This window comes from Facklamia lactis (assembly GCF_015863205.1).
GTDB classification, from domain to species: domain Bacteria; phylum Bacillota; class Bacilli; order Lactobacillales; family Aerococcaceae; genus Facklamia; species Facklamia lactis.
Genome location: NZ_JACBXQ010000002.1, coordinates 158,768 through 174,660 on the forward strand (window position 1 = coordinate 158,768; position 15,893 = coordinate 174,660).

16 protein-coding genes and 1 tRNA gene are annotated in these 15,893 nt (G+C 34.1%); 6 read left to right on the plus strand and 11 right to left on the minus strand.

Features of this window, described 5'->3' with window-relative positions; all coding sequences use genetic code 11:
* Positions 1 to 10: 10 nt before the first annotated feature.
* A tRNA-Arg gene (locus HZY91_RS03670) sits at positions 11 to 82 on the plus strand.
* Positions 83 to 1,244: 1,162 nt separating this feature from the next.
* On the plus strand, positions 1,245 to 2,402 hold the full coding sequence (locus HZY91_RS03675) for a DUF1002 domain-containing protein (RefSeq protein ID WP_197114920.1): 1,158 nt from the start codon (positions 1,245 to 1,247) through the stop codon (positions 2,400 to 2,402).
* Between the two features lie 55 nt (positions 2,403 to 2,457).
* Here the strand turns inward: HZY91_RS03675 and HZY91_RS03680 are convergent, their stop codons facing one another.
* Positions 2,458 to 2,850, minus strand: coding sequence for a hypothetical protein (locus HZY91_RS03680; protein ID WP_197114921.1), 393 nt, complete (start codon positions 2,848 to 2,850; stop codon positions 2,458 to 2,460).
* Positions 2,851 to 3,073: 223 nt separating this feature from the next.
* Positions 3,074 to 3,289 carry a DUF3923 family protein gene (locus HZY91_RS03685; RefSeq protein ID WP_197114922.1) on the minus strand — a complete coding sequence of 72 codons (216 nt, stop codon included), beginning with the start codon at positions 3,287 to 3,289 and terminating at the stop codon, positions 3,074 to 3,076.
* An 812-nt stretch (positions 3,290 to 4,101) separates the two neighbouring features.
* On the opposite strand from HZY91_RS03685, the gene HZY91_RS03690 reads away from it, so the two are divergent.
* On the plus strand, positions 4,102 to 4,710 hold the full coding sequence (locus HZY91_RS03690; protein WP_197114923.1) for a DUF4352 domain-containing protein: 609 nt from the start codon (positions 4,102 to 4,104) through the stop codon (positions 4,708 to 4,710).
* A 243-nt stretch (positions 4,711 to 4,953) separates the two neighbouring features.
* On the opposite strand, the gene HZY91_RS03695 is transcribed toward HZY91_RS03690, so the two are convergent.
* The 4 genes from HZY91_RS03695 to HZY91_RS03705 form a co-directional block, all read right to left on the minus strand.
* Positions 4,954 to 5,151 (minus strand): type II toxin-antitoxin system antitoxin, encoded by a 198-nt coding sequence (locus HZY91_RS03695; protein WP_197114924.1) that lies wholly within the window; start codon positions 5,149 to 5,151, stop codon positions 4,954 to 4,956.
* Positions 5,152 to 6,171 (minus strand): SPFH domain-containing protein, encoded by a 1,020-nt coding sequence (locus HZY91_RS03700; RefSeq protein WP_197114925.1) that lies wholly within the window; start codon positions 6,169 to 6,171, stop codon positions 5,152 to 5,154. It lies immediately after the preceding gene.
* A gap of 250 nt (positions 6,172 to 6,421) precedes the next feature.
* Positions 6,422 to 6,547 carry a hypothetical protein gene (locus HZY91_RS11070; RefSeq protein WP_268888811.1) on the minus strand — a complete coding sequence of 42 codons (126 nt, stop codon included), beginning with the start codon at positions 6,545 to 6,547 and terminating at the stop codon, positions 6,422 to 6,424.
* Between the two features lie 87 nt (positions 6,548 to 6,634).
* Positions 6,635 to 7,417 carry a hypothetical protein gene (locus HZY91_RS03705; RefSeq protein ID WP_197114926.1) on the minus strand — a complete coding sequence of 261 codons (783 nt, stop codon included), beginning with the start codon at positions 7,415 to 7,417 and terminating at the stop codon, positions 6,635 to 6,637.
* 250 nt (positions 7,418 to 7,667) lie between these two features.
* Here HZY91_RS03705 and HZY91_RS03710 point away from each other — a divergent pair, with 250 nt between their 5' ends.
* The 3 genes from HZY91_RS03710 to HZY91_RS03720 all read left to right on the plus strand — a co-directional run bounded on the left by HZY91_RS03710 (position 7,668) and on the right by HZY91_RS03720 (position 9,658).
* Positions 7,668 to 8,093 carry an HIT family protein gene (locus HZY91_RS03710; RefSeq protein ID WP_197114927.1) on the plus strand — a complete coding sequence of 142 codons (426 nt, stop codon included), beginning with the start codon at positions 7,668 to 7,670 and terminating at the stop codon, positions 8,091 to 8,093.
* Between the two features lie 12 nt (positions 8,094 to 8,105).
* On the plus strand, positions 8,106 to 8,504 hold the full coding sequence (locus tag HZY91_RS03715) for a YtxH domain-containing protein (protein ID WP_197114928.1): 399 nt from the start codon (positions 8,106 to 8,108) through the stop codon (positions 8,502 to 8,504).
* A 116-nt stretch (positions 8,505 to 8,620) separates the two neighbouring features.
* Complete coding sequence (locus HZY91_RS03720) at positions 8,621 to 9,658, plus strand: peptidylprolyl isomerase (protein ID WP_197114929.1); 1,038 nt, start codon at positions 8,621 to 8,623, stop codon at positions 9,656 to 9,658.
* Positions 9,659 to 9,699: 41 nt separating this feature from the next.
* On the opposite strand, the gene HZY91_RS03725 is transcribed toward HZY91_RS03720, so the two are convergent.
* From HZY91_RS03725 to HZY91_RS03745, 5 genes are all read right to left on the minus strand, one after another.
* Positions 9,700 to 10,335, minus strand: a complete 636-nt coding sequence (locus HZY91_RS03725) for an SRPBCC domain-containing protein (protein WP_197114930.1) — start codon at positions 10,333 to 10,335, stop codon at positions 9,700 to 9,702.
* Positions 10,336 to 10,346: 11 nt separating this feature from the next.
* Positions 10,347 to 11,291, minus strand: coding sequence for a 3'-5' exoribonuclease YhaM family protein (locus HZY91_RS03730; RefSeq protein ID WP_197114931.1), 945 nt, complete (start codon positions 11,289 to 11,291; stop codon positions 10,347 to 10,349).
* Positions 11,291 to 14,143: an ATP-binding protein gene (locus HZY91_RS03735; protein ID WP_197114932.1), complete on the minus strand. Its 2,853-nt coding sequence runs from the start codon at positions 14,141 to 14,143 to the stop codon at positions 11,291 to 11,293. The genes HZY91_RS03730 and HZY91_RS03735 overlap by 1 nt, the downstream gene beginning before the upstream one ends.
* On the minus strand, positions 14,133 to 15,404 hold the full coding sequence (locus HZY91_RS03740) for a metallophosphoesterase family protein (RefSeq protein ID WP_197114933.1): 1,272 nt from the start codon (positions 15,402 to 15,404) through the stop codon (positions 14,133 to 14,135). Before HZY91_RS03740 ends, HZY91_RS03735 begins: the two co-directional genes overlap by 11 nt.
* Before the next feature lie 119 nt (positions 15,405 to 15,523).
* Entirely contained in the window at positions 15,524 to 15,868 is a 345-nt protein-coding gene (locus HZY91_RS03745; RefSeq protein WP_197114934.1) for a YlbF family regulator, read from the minus strand.
* Between the last annotated feature and the right edge of the window lie 25 nt (positions 15,869 to 15,893).

Genomic DNA, 15,893 nt, shown 5'->3' on the forward strand with positions numbered 1-15,893 from the left:
AAAGAGTTATGTCGCCGTAGTGTAATGGATATCACGAAAGATTCCGGTTCTTTCGATGGGGGTTCGATTCCCTCCGGCGATATTTTTTTGATTCTTAAGTGGCTTTAGAATAAGGTTTATAGCACTGGGGAATCCAACCAAACTCCCAACCGGTTGAATTATACTATATTTTGAGCACAAAAAATAACACTATCTTAAAGTTAAAGAGTCCTTCTAAAATCCTTATCCGGATTTTAGGAGGGTTCTTCATAAATTGGTGGGTTTTTTGTTTTTTTATATAAATAACACTTGATCGCGTATCCTTTATAGGACCTAATATGGATAGAAGGTCAGAAAAGGAAGATGCAAATATGAAGACTAGGAAATAAATAAAAAAAAGAAAAAAGCAAAAACAAAAAGGATATTATAGAGTTGGTCGCCAAACTACTCACTATAATATCCACACTATACAACTTGTATAAGTCGCTAACAGAATAACAACTAAAGGGACGTTGACCTTCCTTCCCTTTTATTCTAAATGATATGAAATGAGAATTCAAATGAATAAAGATAAAAAACAAATCTAAGAATTTTATTTTGGGCTATTTTACTAATGATCAATATGCTTATTATGGTGACACGATGGCCAAAATAGCAGATGTAAACTTAATTAAATGGCTCTTAAAAAATAAATCAGGGTATAGAATAGCTAAAGATACTGGCATTTCTCAATCCGCTTTTGTTTCTTTTAAGTGTTCAACTAAAATCCATGAATTATACTTCTCAAGTTTAACCGCAAATTTAGAAAAGTTAACATCCGGAATATCTTTTATCTCAGCAATCACGTTAATTGTACTGACCAATTCTTCTTATCGATACTAGGAACAATCCAAAGATAAAATATGAATTCAAGAAGATTTGGCACTTTTTTGGCACTCGACAATAAAATCATCGCCATTTAAGAAACTTAAAGTATTATTTTGTAATTCTACTCAATTAAATTAAAACACGTCTAACAGCGCTATAAATTATTATAGAAGTGTTTTGTATATAATAAGCATAAATAAATAAATAAAAATGGCTTTACATAGGCTTTAAAAGAATTTAATTATATATACTTAACACTCTCACTCGTAACGAGCAGAGAAATAATACCCAATTTTAAATTCTACTTCATAGCATCAAAATTTTTTTCTTAATGACCCTCCCTTTAAAAATATGATATATTATTCATAGGTTATAACACTAAAGAATGGAGTGCTTTTATGAAAAAATTTCTTCTCAGTTTATTGTCCCTATCTCTATTTGCTCCTACTGTTTTTGCTCAAGAACAAGAGTCTTTTATGTCTGTTGGTAATTCCCTTTCCGAAGAACAAATTACCGAATTAAAATCCATTTTCGAAGCAGAAGATATACCCGAAGAAAATACTCTAACCATTGATGGCGAAATTATTAATAAGTATCTCAACGACGGTTCGTCCGATAAAGATGGTGTCTACTCCAGTTCATTCGTTACTATGTTACCTGAAGGTTCTGGATTAACCGTAGTCATCAAAACACCGGATAATATTACAAAAGTTAATAAAAAAACTTATGAAAATGCTGCTATTTCTGCGGGAGCTAAAGATGCCATTATTCAGATTGGTTCTACCACTCCAGTCAGTGGAGAAGGTGCCTTAGCTGGTGTCTACGAAATTTTCTCCCAAGCCGGTTTAGAATTAGACAAAGAAGATATTCAAACAGCAGAACAACAAATTAAGATTGAACAATTATTAGCAGAAGAGACAGAGCTAACGGAGCAAGAAATTGCCACGGTTGTTGCAAAAATTAATATCGAAGTGATTGACGTACTTGAAGAAAATGAAGAGGCTTCAGAACAAGAAATTGAAGACGCAATTGTTTCTTTCTTGAAGAAGAATGACCATGATTTTGAAGCAAAAACCACAGAAGCGATCATTGAACATGGTATCGGCTTTTCTAAATCTTCAGTTGCACTCGATCCTGCTACCAAAAAATCACTACTCTCCAATATCCCCTCTGACAATCAAAACGTTGGTCAAAAATTTGAACAAGGAAACATTGCAGCTGAAATTTCGGACGTTTATTTAACAGAGAAGAGAAATGAATATGCAGATCAAACATATGAAAATGTTCTGATATTAGAGTACACTCTTTTCAATAATTCAGACAAAGAATATTATACCGGCAATGAATTTACGTTATATGTTGATGGGGCCAAAGCTGACAATTACTTATTATTAGATTCCTCTTTTGACTCCGTTTCTGCGGGTCGACAAGTAGACTGTAAAATCGCCTTTGGCTTTGATGGCCCAACAGATAATATGGAACTTGAATTGAAAGACACTCTTGATTATGAAGGTGATCCAGTTATCATCCCATTAGAAAACATAGAAAAAAAGTAATCAAATGATTTTTAAAAAGAAGGCAGATAATTATCTGCCTTCTTTTTGACTGATACTAAACCTCTATTTCATTTTCACCATAATACGCCATAAGAATCAAAATTAAAGAACTACATGCAAATAGTCCATCCATAATTCCAGACGGTAACATAAACACCATCAAGACCATTGTTACCAGACAGTTTATAATAGATAGTATGAATCCCCACTTTCGTCTCTTCAACAACCCCAGAGCCCCAACACTTCTGACTACTCCAAAGATCAGACTCATCATTAGCATCCATTCCAAATTTTTCTGAAAATATTCCAGATAAAAAATTTCCATTTCAATTTCATTTACGTTAACAAAACCAGTTAATATTGTTAAGATAAAAAATATTCCGGTTCCTAATTCCATCACTAATCCATGAAGTAACATCAAAATGGCGGCTACTCTTATTTTTTTCATTTTGACCCTCTCTAATTTAGATAATCACATAATTAAAATTAGTATCAAAGAAATATTCTTACTAATATTTTATAATATTCATAATTATTTTTACACTAAATTTGAGCAGATCTTATTAAGCTGAGTTTTTTTAATAACTTACAATTTTTAAACTAACATATCATTCTACTTACCTCTAATAAATAGAATTAAATGATTGCTATGACTGTATTACATAAACCATTTATTTTAAACGTTTATTTTTGTGTATTCTCTTATACCATACCCATTGAATGAAGAAAATAAAAAAGTTAAACACAGTCCATACCGCAAAACTAATCATTTTAACTTCTAAAGTGTTAGCTGCTCCAGCACCATCATTTACACGAAGAAAAAGAAATAAGCTCACTACAATATATATAATAAACTCAGCTATACTAACCATTCTCCAAACTTTCATCCATAATCATCTCCTAACTTATTGATAAACTATTTTTTCTGCTCCGCGAACGATGCGATTAGACTTTTCTCCATACTTTTCTTATTAAAAGAAGTATAAGGAAAAAGTTATTCTTAAAATGAAGATTAGCCCTTATGATATCCTCATTTCATGCCAAATAGGGGAGTATTTATAATGCTAAATAATAAACATCCATATTTTATTATAATTATATATATAGCTTGAGGCGCTAAAATTTTAATGCTATTATGATTTTATTATTCGTATTAAGGAGAACTCTTCTCCCCTCCTCCTAGCCTTTATTGGTTAGGAGTTTTTTATTTTTAGAAATTTTATAAAAATCATTATTCAAAACAAATACTAATGTCTAGTCTTTTTTCTCTTTACTACTTTCTTCTTCTGAGCTAGCTCCTAAAATACCAGCACAAATTGCAACCGCAATACATAACCACAATACTAAGTTCATGCTCAAGCTTCCCCGTTTCATCAATATTTCTTATCTAAATCGTATCAAGTTTTATGTTATTTCAAATCAGGCAAAAGTCCTATTGAACTTAAGCTAAAATTTTAATCATTTCTCTCTTTTAACACTACTCACACAAGACATCTTTATCAATGATATCGATTAAAAACATTTTAAAAAGTGGCTATTAATTTCATCATATAATTGTAAATTTTATGTAAATTTTAATTCTTCAAGCCAATCATCGTCCATAATGTGATATTATTAAGCTATGGAAATGTTATTACAAGTGTAAGTATGCGTTTTCGTAATATCATTTTTCACAAAACAATCATACGGAGGAAACAATATGAAAAAAAGTCTATTGTTATTCACAAGTTTATTTATTCTCGCTGGTAATACTCCTGTTTTTGCTCAAAATCAAAGTGAAGCAAGTCAAGAAGATATAACAGATTTAGAAGCTGAAATCGAAGATAAAAAAGCTGAAATTGAAGAATTAGAAGCTCAATTAAAAGAACTAAGCGGTAATTCCGAAGACAAAGAAGACAAAGAAGACAAACCAGAAAATGGTGGTAAAGTCATCGGAGAAACATTTGAATTTGACGGTATCGAAGTAACCATTGAAGATTTATATCTCACTGAAGAAAGAGACGAATACGAAGATAAAGAATACGATAACGTCTTAGTCATTGAATATACTCTCTTAAATAATACTGAAGAAGAATACTATACAGGTAGTGAATTTGAGCTTTATGTAGACGGTTCTAAAGCCTCTGATTATTACATGATGGATACTACTTATGACTCTGTTTCAAAAGGAAGAGAAGTAGATTGTAAAGTAGCTTTTGGCTTCAATGGTGAAGCAAAGAATATGGAACTAGAATTCTCTCAATTATATAGCATGTCGGATACCGAAACCGTCGTGATCCCTCTAGAAGACGTAGAAGAAAGACAATAAGAAAAGAAGCCAATAGGCTTCTTTTTTATGTTCTTAATACCAATCCTGCTGAATCAGATAAAGCTAGATCATTAATACCCATTTATCATCTCTCAACTCTTCTTTAATTCTGTGGTGGCAAAGCTATTACCTTCAAAAATTCGTCATAAGTATAAGCCTATTTAGACATTGTTCTGACTTCGATACTCTTTAATACTAGAATAGTAAGAGGAGACCCAGTCATTTTTCTAGGTCTCCTTTTATTTAATCAATATCCAAATCAATGCCCTCATCTAATCTTTCCGAGACATATTTACCATCTTTCTTACGCTGTTTCACACATTCAGTCAATAAATATTCAATCTGTCCATTGACTGATCTAAAATCATCTTCTGCCCATGCAGCTAGAGCATTGTATAATTTCTCAGAAACACGTAAAGGAATTTGTTTTTTCTTACTCAATTAATACAAACTTCCTGAATTAACAACAGGCTGAGCGTCATGATTTCCACATAAAACCACTAATAAGTTTGAAACCATTGCTGCTTTACGCTCCTCATCTAGTTCAACAATATCTCCCTCACTTAAACGATCCAACGCCAACTCAACCATTCCAACTGCTCCATCGACAATCATCATTCTTGCATCAATAATTGCAGAGGCTTGTTGTCTTTGCAACATTGCGGCAGCAATCTCAGGAGCATAAGCCAGGTAAGTAATTCTCGCATCAATAATCTCTAATCCAGCATTTACCACTTTTGCTTGAATTTCTTCCTTAATACGCTGAGCTACCACTTCACTAGATCCTCTAAGGCTTCCATCATCTGCAATCCCATCACCTGTTGTATCAACGTTTGGTGCAATATCATAGGGATAGATGCGGACAATATTTCTTACAGCAGAATCACATTGGAGTGATAAATATTCTTTAAAATTATCTACATCAAAAACCGCTTTTGCTGTATCTGTAACACGCCACATCACTGCAATTCCAATTTCAATTGGATTTCCTAAACAATCATTTATTTTTTGTTTAGAGTTATTTAAAGTCATAATTTTGAGCGAAATTCGTTTATCTGGCCATTGTAAGTTATTTCCATTCTCATTCATACCCGTTTTAATTTGAATTTTAGAGCTTTTTACATCTCCACTCTGACCCAAAGTAGTTGATGCTGCTGGATTAACAGCAGTTGAAAATGGATTCACGAAATAAATACCAGGTGATTTAAGAGTTCCGATATAATTTCCAAAAAGGGTTAAAACTAATGCTTCTTGAGGCTTAAGGATTTTAATTCCCAAAAAAAGAATCCATCCTAAAGCAAGCCAAACAACGATAACTACATACAAAAACTGAATTCCAGGAAAGTTTACTTCATTTGATATAAGCCCTACTAAAGCAACTACAGCCCCGATATACATCGTAAAAATCAAAAACAAGGCTGGTAAGCCATTTGGTTTTCTACTTATTACTTTTTCTTCCATTTTATCCACTCTTTCTTTCAAGTAATTTAACGATCAGTAATTCTATTTGATATCATTATGATATCAAATTAGTCATTTGTCAATCATTTATCTAAATTTTAATTAAAAATTGTATTGCTCACCAAATTCAGTTAACATTCTATGTCGGAAACTTTACATCAAGTAATCTTGTAATAAATCGTTTTCCTATCTAAAAAAATAAAAAACTCTAGTATAAACTAGAGTTTTTTAATATATATGTAAGACATGTTTAGCTAAATATTGGACGATGGTAATGGCGGTGATTATCCCTGTTATCATCATTAATATTTAAAGCGACTCCAAAAGTTACTGCAATGACCACTGTTGAGAATAACAACACCCAGAACGGATCCATCTTGTTTCCCCCCTTTTTCTCATAATAAGGAAAACACACAACGACATCCCTTTCATCATACAGCTAACAATGTCTTATATTATAGTATTACTGCAGAGGCCCTTGAGTTTCATCAAGATACATCAAATGATTTGATGTTCCATCCGATAGTACCTCTTCAATTAATATTATACCAGCATTTTCCGCAAAGTAAAGGCGCTTAAGACTTTGTCCATCCTCTTCTTCAATCACTAATACATTATAATAAGCTTGTGATCCAATGGAAACTGATTCCGCTGTTCCTGTAACGGTGCGACGCTTTTCTCCCGAATAACCAGATTGATAACTTGTCCCTACTTTTAAATCTGTAGGTAAAATAAATGACTCTGACCCATCCATTGCTAAGCTAGAATAACGCATATCTTGAACAACCGAATAATCTTCAATACACGCTAGTTCATACAGACCTGTAGGTCGAATTTGATAAACAAAAGCGACCGCTTCATTTTCAGTAAATTCAGCTACTTGGAAAACCCCGTTATTATCAGGCATATATTCCATAATAACATCCTTTGTTGAAAAAAGTGTGCCATCTCCTACATACTTGTAATTCATAAACTGAGCATAAGGCACAATACTATTAAACAGACTAGGATCTACCATTTGAACTGTTGTTTCATCACTTACTACAGTAGATTCTTGACTCTCCTCGCTCATCTCTTCTGCTGTTGTTTCTTCATTCATATTATCAGTTGTAGTAACGGTTGTTTCATTACTAGAATCAGTGATTTCTTGACCATAAACAATCGAATTAGCACCCATCACTTGCACACAAAAGATAGTACAAATTACAAGAAACAATTTCAATAAGTTCATTTTTACTTCTTGCATATATATCCTCCTTATCGAAACAATACCATTATGGCACTTTAACGTAGCTATTATAACATATTAAAATTCAAATTAGCATGAGATAATATGGAATAATTAATGAATTTTAACTGTCTCACCGCTTGTTTTATGAAGATTATATGAATTTGATCTGTTTGCTCTTAAACTTTTTCTTATGAGAAGGAAAAAAATTCATTTTATGGTAAGCTATTACTATATTGTAAAATTTTTAAAATGAAGGAGTGAGCAAATGACAGATTGCATTTTTTGCAAAATTATCAACGGAGAAATTCCAAATGCAAAAGTATACGAAGACGATAAAGTCTATGCTTTTCTAGATATTTCTCAAGTAACACCTGGTCATACTTTGCTAGTACCCAAAAAACATGTATGTGATATTTTTGAATATGACGAACACTTAGCCTCTGAGGTATTTAGTCGTCTACCTAAAATAGCAAAAGCACTGCAACAAGCTTTACCTGATATGAAAGGTCTGAATATTTTAAATAATAATCGAGAGATTGCCTATCAAACGGTTTTTCACTCCCACATCCATTTAATCCCACGCTATCAAGAAAAAGAGGGATTTCAGCTAGAATTTACGAATAATCAGGATAACTATCAAACCGAAGAATTTCAAGCACTCGCTCAAAAAATAAACCACAATTTTGAATAGAAGGTGAACAAAATGACAAAACAAAAGAAAAAGAATCATTTAGGTCAAGGCTTAATTACTGGCTTAGTCTTAGGCGTAATTGGTGGACTCATGAATGCTAAACGTCCTGGCTATCAAACAAGAAGCCTATTAAAAGAAAAAATTGATGTCGCAACTGAAGATGTACATGATGTTCGATTTAAAGTAGACAACCTCAGCCAAGCAGTCCAACATCTCTCTAATGAAGGTATTCATAGTCTGAACACAGCCACTGAGGCGATCGAAGAAACCATTAGGCATTTCAAAGAAGAAACAAGTCCTCGCTTAAGAAGAGTCCAAGATAAAGCGAATACTTTACAAACTCATGTTGAAGAAGAGTCTATTACCCTCCAGCAGCTATCTCCTTCTCAAAATGAAAAAATAGATGCATAAAATAAGATCTTTTCGGTAATTTTTAACTATATACTACCCTATTTTGAGTATTTAATGTTAAGATAAGATCATGCTATTAAGCAAATTATTGAGAACTTTAGGAGTGAATAATTTTTATGAAGAAATCTATTCGCACATGGTTATTAACCGCAGCGAGCCTAGCGATTGTATCAGTACCGACTATTACTCAAGTCTCTGCACAAGAAGGTACTATCGCCACTATAGGTGAAACAGAATTAACAGCCGAAGATCTATACCAAGAAATGAAAGAACAGTATGGAGAAGTGGCTCTTCGTTCAAAAATCATTGAAGCTGTATTAGAAGAGAATGTAAAAGACCCTGAAGCTGCGCGTAAAAACGCAACGGAAGAAGTTCAAAAACAAATTAAAGAACTGGGTGGAGAAGAAGTTTTCCAACAATTTCTATCTTATCAAAGTTTAGGAACGGTTGAACAGTACGAATATCAATTGTATATCCGTAATATGCTACAAGAAGTTGTAGAAGGAAAACTCGATTTATCTGATGAAGCAATCAAAAACTACTATGAAAATGACTACCAACCAATGATGGAGGCTCAACATATCTTAGTTGATACCGAAGAAGAAGCAAAAGAAGCCATCCAACGAATTAATGATGGGGAGGAATTTGACGCTGTCGCACAAGAAGTTTCAAAAGACTCTACTGCTCAAAACGGCGGCCTCTTAACACCATTTTCTACAGGACAAATGGTCCCTGAATTCGAAGAAGCCGTTAAGTCTCTCGATAATGGTGAAATGACTAAAGAACCTGTTAAATCTGAATTTGGTTTCCATGTCATTAAAGCAATTAATAATGGTGAGAAAAAATCATTAGAAGAAAATCGTGATGAAATTGTTGAATTATATAAACAAAGCAAATATGAAGATTCTGATTTCACTTATGGAATCGTTGGAGAACTCATTAAGCAATCCAAGATTGAAATCCAAGATGAAGATCTAAAAGGAGCTGTTGATGACTTAATCGCTCTAGCTGACCAGCAAGCAGAAGGTGGTTCTGAAGATGAAGGTGCTAGCACAGATGAAGAAGCCTCAACTGAGACCCCAACAGAAGAAACAACTACTGAAGATACAGCTGAAAATGCGGAAGAAGAAACAACAGCTGAAGTAGCTGAATAACAACTTTAAAAGCCTCTCAATGATGATTGAGAGGCTTTTTTCTATAATTCCAATTCATGACTCTGTTGGTCCTTAATTAAACTTGTGATTTCCTGGTCTAGAGATATTTTCAATTCATTTGAATCCGAATCTTTCTCACCTGTTAAAAGAAAATGTTCTAAATTATTGAGCATGACCAACCATTCCGAAACAACATTTGCTTCAGCCGTTTCTGTGTCCGCAAACCAATATTCTAGAATAAAGGCTGCTTGATCAGGGGTAGAATCCTCTAAACGGATAGATACCATATCCTGTCCCCAAAGGAATGAAAGTAAATGATTTTCTTCAACGTCCATTAACAAAATGTCATGCTCATTTTCAGATAATTGGACCTTCATTTTTCCTCCAGTTTGACAATTAACCATTTTTATTTGTTCTTGCCATAACGTTAAGTATTGATTATCCGTCAAATATTGCCAAATCTTCTCTCGCTTAGCTTCAATGATTCCTTCAAAGACAAGATTAAACCCAATATCTGTCTTCACATCCATTTCATCATGACTACAACCGCAACTACCACCACAGCCACAAGAATGTTGAGGCGACATATACTCAGGTTCAATAGCCTCGAGTCTCTCTTTAGCATTATTAATTTGATCTGCATCAGAAAAATATTTCTCATCTTGATTTTCAGCCATATCGTCCTCCTTTATTTGAATGTTGGTTTATAAAACGCGCGACGATCCAACGGAAAAATTTGTGCACTTTCTTGTCCTGGCTCTGTTTTTTCTAAGACAGATGCAATCATATTAATATTAGCATCCATATTATCAATTTGATGCAATATCTCAGCTTCTAATAATTTAGGCATCACGGGACTACCATATTCAAGCTTTCCATGATGAGCTAAAACAACATGTTTCAATAAGATAACTGACTCCTGCTCATTATCGATCCCAATCTCACGACAAGCTTGATCAATCATTTCAGATATAATCACAATATGGCCAAGCATTTTACCTTTAAACGTATACTCAGTCGAAATAGGTCCTGAGAGTTCAATCGTTTTTCCAATATCATGAAGTAAGAGTCCACCAATCAATAAGCTCGGATTTAACTGAGGATAGATTTCAATCATCGCTCTAGCAATTTTTAACATCGAAACAGTATGATAACTCAATCCCCCGGCCATAGCATGATGATGACGTTTGGCAGCAGGATATGAAAAAAACTTTTCTTCATTTTGGCTCAGTATTTTGCGAACAATCCTTGCAATGTTTGGTTCGTGAATTTCAAAAAGAGCATCATTAATTTCTTCTTGAATATCTTCAATTTTCATTTCGATTCTTTCCACATAAAGAGTCGGATCATTAGGTTCGCCTGCCTCAGCTAACCTTAATGCTTTAATTTTCACTTGAGGGGTTCCCTGATAATTATCTCGCTCTCCTCGTAAAAAAGCCACTTTTCCTACCTGAAACGTTGCAATTTCTTCTTCAGTTGCCGACCAATACATTCCATCCATTGAACCAGAACGGTCTTGAAATCGAAAGGCAATAAAAGGATTCCCATTTCTTGCGGTTCTTAAATCTGCTCCTTTAATTAAAACATAGATCCCAAATTCTTCTCCCTCTTTAACATCATACAATAAAGTCACTATTCTTTACCCTCCTTCTTATCAATTATTTCTGAATGGTGGTCCTCATTTTGCTCAGAATATAAATCAAGATTAATTGTTTCTTGTTTGCTTCCAAAAGTTTCTTGAGCTTGAAGATCAAATGTAAAGAATAGGACCTGATGATCTTCTGATATCTTCTCAATTACATGATACATACTAGTTTTTCTAATCTCATCAAAATTTACAAAAGCATCATCAATCATGATCGGCATCGAAACCATACTCGAAGCATTTGCAATAAATGCTAATCTTAAAGCGACATACAATTGTTCAAGAGTCCCTTGCGATAGTTCGTGAGGTTCAAATAGTAAATCAGAAAATTGTCGTACCTTCATACCCGTTTTATTAAGTTTGATCTGAGTATAACGTCCATAAGTCAAAAGGCTGAAAATCTCATTTGCCATTTTATTCATCTCAGGAATCGGATTATCCATCCCTTGTCTTAACGTTTGATAAATTAAATCAGTCGCTATCTTTTTACGTCCCCATTCTTGAATCAAATCTAAAATTTGAGCACGCTTATTTTCTAACTCTTGATTTAATCCTTGATATGAACCATCTTGTTCTAATTGCTTAATAGCAACTTCAAGATTCGCTCGTTGATGATGATGAGGCTGTAATCGATTCTTATTCATTATGAGATCATTCTGAAGTTGATTGTATTCATGATTCAACTTTTGGCTACTTTTCACTAAGGCAAGCTCTTCTTCATACCCTACCATTTGCTCCGCATATAGGGTTCGCTTTTCCTTTAGTTGTTCAATTTGCTGATTAAATTGTACCTTTTGTCTAAAGTCAATTTCATCAAAAGAATTAGTTGCTTGATAAATATTTTCAACAAGTGCTTGTTTTTCTTTAATATTCGCTTCTTGACTCGCAATGATCTCTTTTGCATTATCAATTCGCTCTTCCATTGCTTTTCCTCGCTCAAACTGTCGAGCAAGGCTAACTTCCGTTTCTTCTACATGCCGTATTAGCGCTCTAACCTCTTGATTATCACTAAATGGAAATCTTTCCAATAAAGGAGCCAGACTATTTCGCCATTTACTTATTTCAAATGTTAAATCATTGCGCTCATCTTCATATTGACTTCTGATTTTCTCTGCTTCAAAGTACTGCTTTACAGGATTCGATTTGATGATGAGCTCAGCATCTGCTGTTGGATAAAACCCAAGCGAGACTAACCATCTTTGTTGGTGCTGCCGCTGTTTCTCTAATTCAGTTGCCACCGTTCTTAAACTAGCCTCACGCTGATTGATATCTTGACCTAAGGACTGACTTCTTTCTTGATACTGGCTATCTTTATCCTTAAGCTCATTCATCTTATTTAAAACCGGACTATTAGCAAATTCATATCGGTGCTTTCGATGTTCGATTGCAATATAGAAAACGCTTAAAAGGCCAATTACCAATAAAGTAATCGCCAACCAACGATAAATAGCTGTACTTTGATATAGATAATGATGAGTAGCAATTGAAAGTCCTAAAATCACAAAAATAAAACCTAAAAAATAATGTTTAAGGCTCGTCGCTTGCATTAACTGTGCCTCTTCATTCATTCTTTGACTTTCTAATTTCGCATATTGCTGTCTTACTGTAGCAGAGTAAGCTTGTAATTCTCGTCGTTGATCTAAAAAAACCTTCCTTTGCTCTTGCAGAGAATCTTGTTGTCCTCTCAAATCATCTATTTGAGCTTGAATGGCATGCCCTTGTTCAATTTCTTGCTCAAAGTTTACCGTTTCCACTATTTTTTCAGGATAAAATTGCCCTTCACGTGCAATATTCGCCATTAAATTAGATTGTTCTTGAATTCGTTCAATTACATGCTCTAATCTTAATTGTACATCTTTGATATGCTCTGTATCACTTATCCATTTTCGACGTTCAGAAATATGATTACGAGACCAATTTAAACGTGTTAAGGAGCTCATTTCCGAATTTAAATTTCGAATTCGCTCTTCCATCTGGGTGATTAATTTCTGGCTTTCTGCTTGCGAATGAAGCGCATCATCTAATTGTTGGGGAGCCTCTTTGTCCATATTCGTATAGACTAATCGCTCTAATTCTCTCTGTGCAGCTTGATCTTTTTGATAAACTTCATAACGGTCAATCAGTTTGTCTAAGCGTCTAATTTTACTTTCAATTTCCGAAATATTCTGGTTTAATTCCTCAATTGTTTCAATCTCATCTTGCTGTTCAGCGATTAACGCATCATAGCGAGCCATATCACCTTTCAAGCGCTCTAAAGCTTGGGATAAGTGATCATATTCATTGAGCAATTGATTTAGTTGTGGTTTTTTCCCTTTGGCTTTATAAATTTGATCTGCATCTTTCTCAAGTTGCTTCGCTACGTTTAAAAATTTATCGCTTCCCACTGTCCCAATTGATAGGAAATAATCGCCTAACCTCTCAGAATCAATATTACTTAACTCTTGTAAATTACGGAGTGAAAAAGCATAAAAACTATCAAAAAGATTCTCGTCTAATCCTCCTAATATCAAATCTAAGCTATTCTCTTCTAATTGGTTACCGTCATTATCGGTAATATAGACTCCATTTGCAGTTCTTTCAACCCATACATCTCCGAATACAGTATCTGTAAGTAAGATTCTTCCTCCATAATTATCCGTATGTCTTGGTTCATAGCGATTCAATTGGTTAACTCGACGGTGCTTTGATGGAAAACCGAATAAAATACTCCTAACAAAAGACTGAAGTGTGGATTTTCCAGCTTCATTTTGTCCATAGATTAATTGCATCTTATCATTAAAATCAAAACGTTGGTTGACCCACTTACCATATCCATAAATGTCAAGTGTCTTAATTTTCATCCATCTCGGCCTCCTTAAACTCAAAGCCAATCGCTTGAATCATTAATTCTTGGGCAGAATGAACGATATCTTGCTTTAATGAACTATCATTTTCTAAATCAGGAAGCCACTTACGAATTAATGGATGATCCCATAAATCTTGCATAGTTTCCGAATAAGCAGACCCCTCCTGCACATTCTGACAAGCATTTTGAAAGCTCATTTTTAATCTTTGATCATATTCAAACGCTTCTAAACGCATTTGCCGCTCTAAACAAATACGGATAACGACTACAAAAGAATCTTCAGATTGTGGTTCTGGTAAAACTGAATCTAATTCTCCTGCTTCTATCTGTTCTTGTAACGCAATGGGTAATCGTTGAGCATTAGTCAACGTCAAGCTAATAATCTGAGAAGGTAATCCCAAATCTACCTCTTTCTGATAAGTTTCAACCAAGTTATTAATCGATTCAACTAGATCATTAGCTTGCCAATCTTCTTGGCAATCAATCATTTCGTTTCGCCAAATAACAGACGCTAAAGAAACAAATTTTAATTGTGGCGGGCGATTCAATTCCAATGACACTATATAGGCTCCTTTATCTCCCACTTCTAAACGGTTACGCCCTTGGGGAGTTCCTGAATATCGAATAGGAGGTGCCTCATTTAATAATACATCTTGATGAATATGACCTAATGCCCAATAATCGTAATCTTTATTGATCATCTCCGAAATAGCAAAAGGAGCATAATGACCTGCCAGAGATTCCATTCCCTCTTCTGAACCATGATAAAGGCCTATTACATAGTCAGTTTCTTTTGGATTGCGAGGGAACTCTCTAACTTTCCGCTCGTGAATCCAGCGATTTTGATAAGAAAAACCATAAAAGCGCCCCGTCGTCTTATCTTTAAAATTGATGTCAACATAATCAATCTTTTGATTGGTAAACACAAATACATTTTCGGGATACTGCATTGGCATTCGTTGATTCTCTAAATAGTCATGATTCCCATGACAAATAACAACTGGGATACTCGCTTCATTCAAGCGTTTTAATTGTTTAACAAAAAAATGCTGAGCATATATCGTTTGTCTCTGTGTATCATATATATCCCCTACTATGATAACTGCATCTAATTGCTCTTTTATAGCGATAGACACTGCATCTTGAAACGCTTTAAATGGGGCCTGGATCAAAATCTCTTGCAGTTGTGGATAATCTTTCTGCATTCCAACAAAAGGACTGTCTAAATGTAAGTCAGATATATGCATAAAACGCATAGAATTCTCCTTTCTAACAATAATCATCAATTCATTTGGCAAGTGATAAAAAGCAACCGAAAGCCAGATCGATCACCAGTTAAATCGACAGACTTTCAGTTGCCATCCGATAGACAAGTCTATTCTGTTGGAGCTTGATAAATTTCTTGAATCGGTTTGGTTATAATTTGATTAATGTCTTCCACTAATAAACTCAACTGTTGTTCATTATCCATTAATTTCTTAATGGCAGAATTTTCAACAACTTTTGAATATAACGATTGAACCGCTTTTATCTTATCTTCACTAGGTTCCTCTGATAACTGCTGGAGCTCAAAAGTAGCTGTTTGAAACTCTTGAAATAAAGCATACGTTGCCTCATCGGATCGAATTTCTTCCATTGCCTCTTTCACTTGAATATAGGCAGGAAATGTTCTTAGTTCTCGTTCTAATTGATTCGCTGTATCATAAATATTTGAATTCATATTAACCTCTTTTCTGTATCCTTAT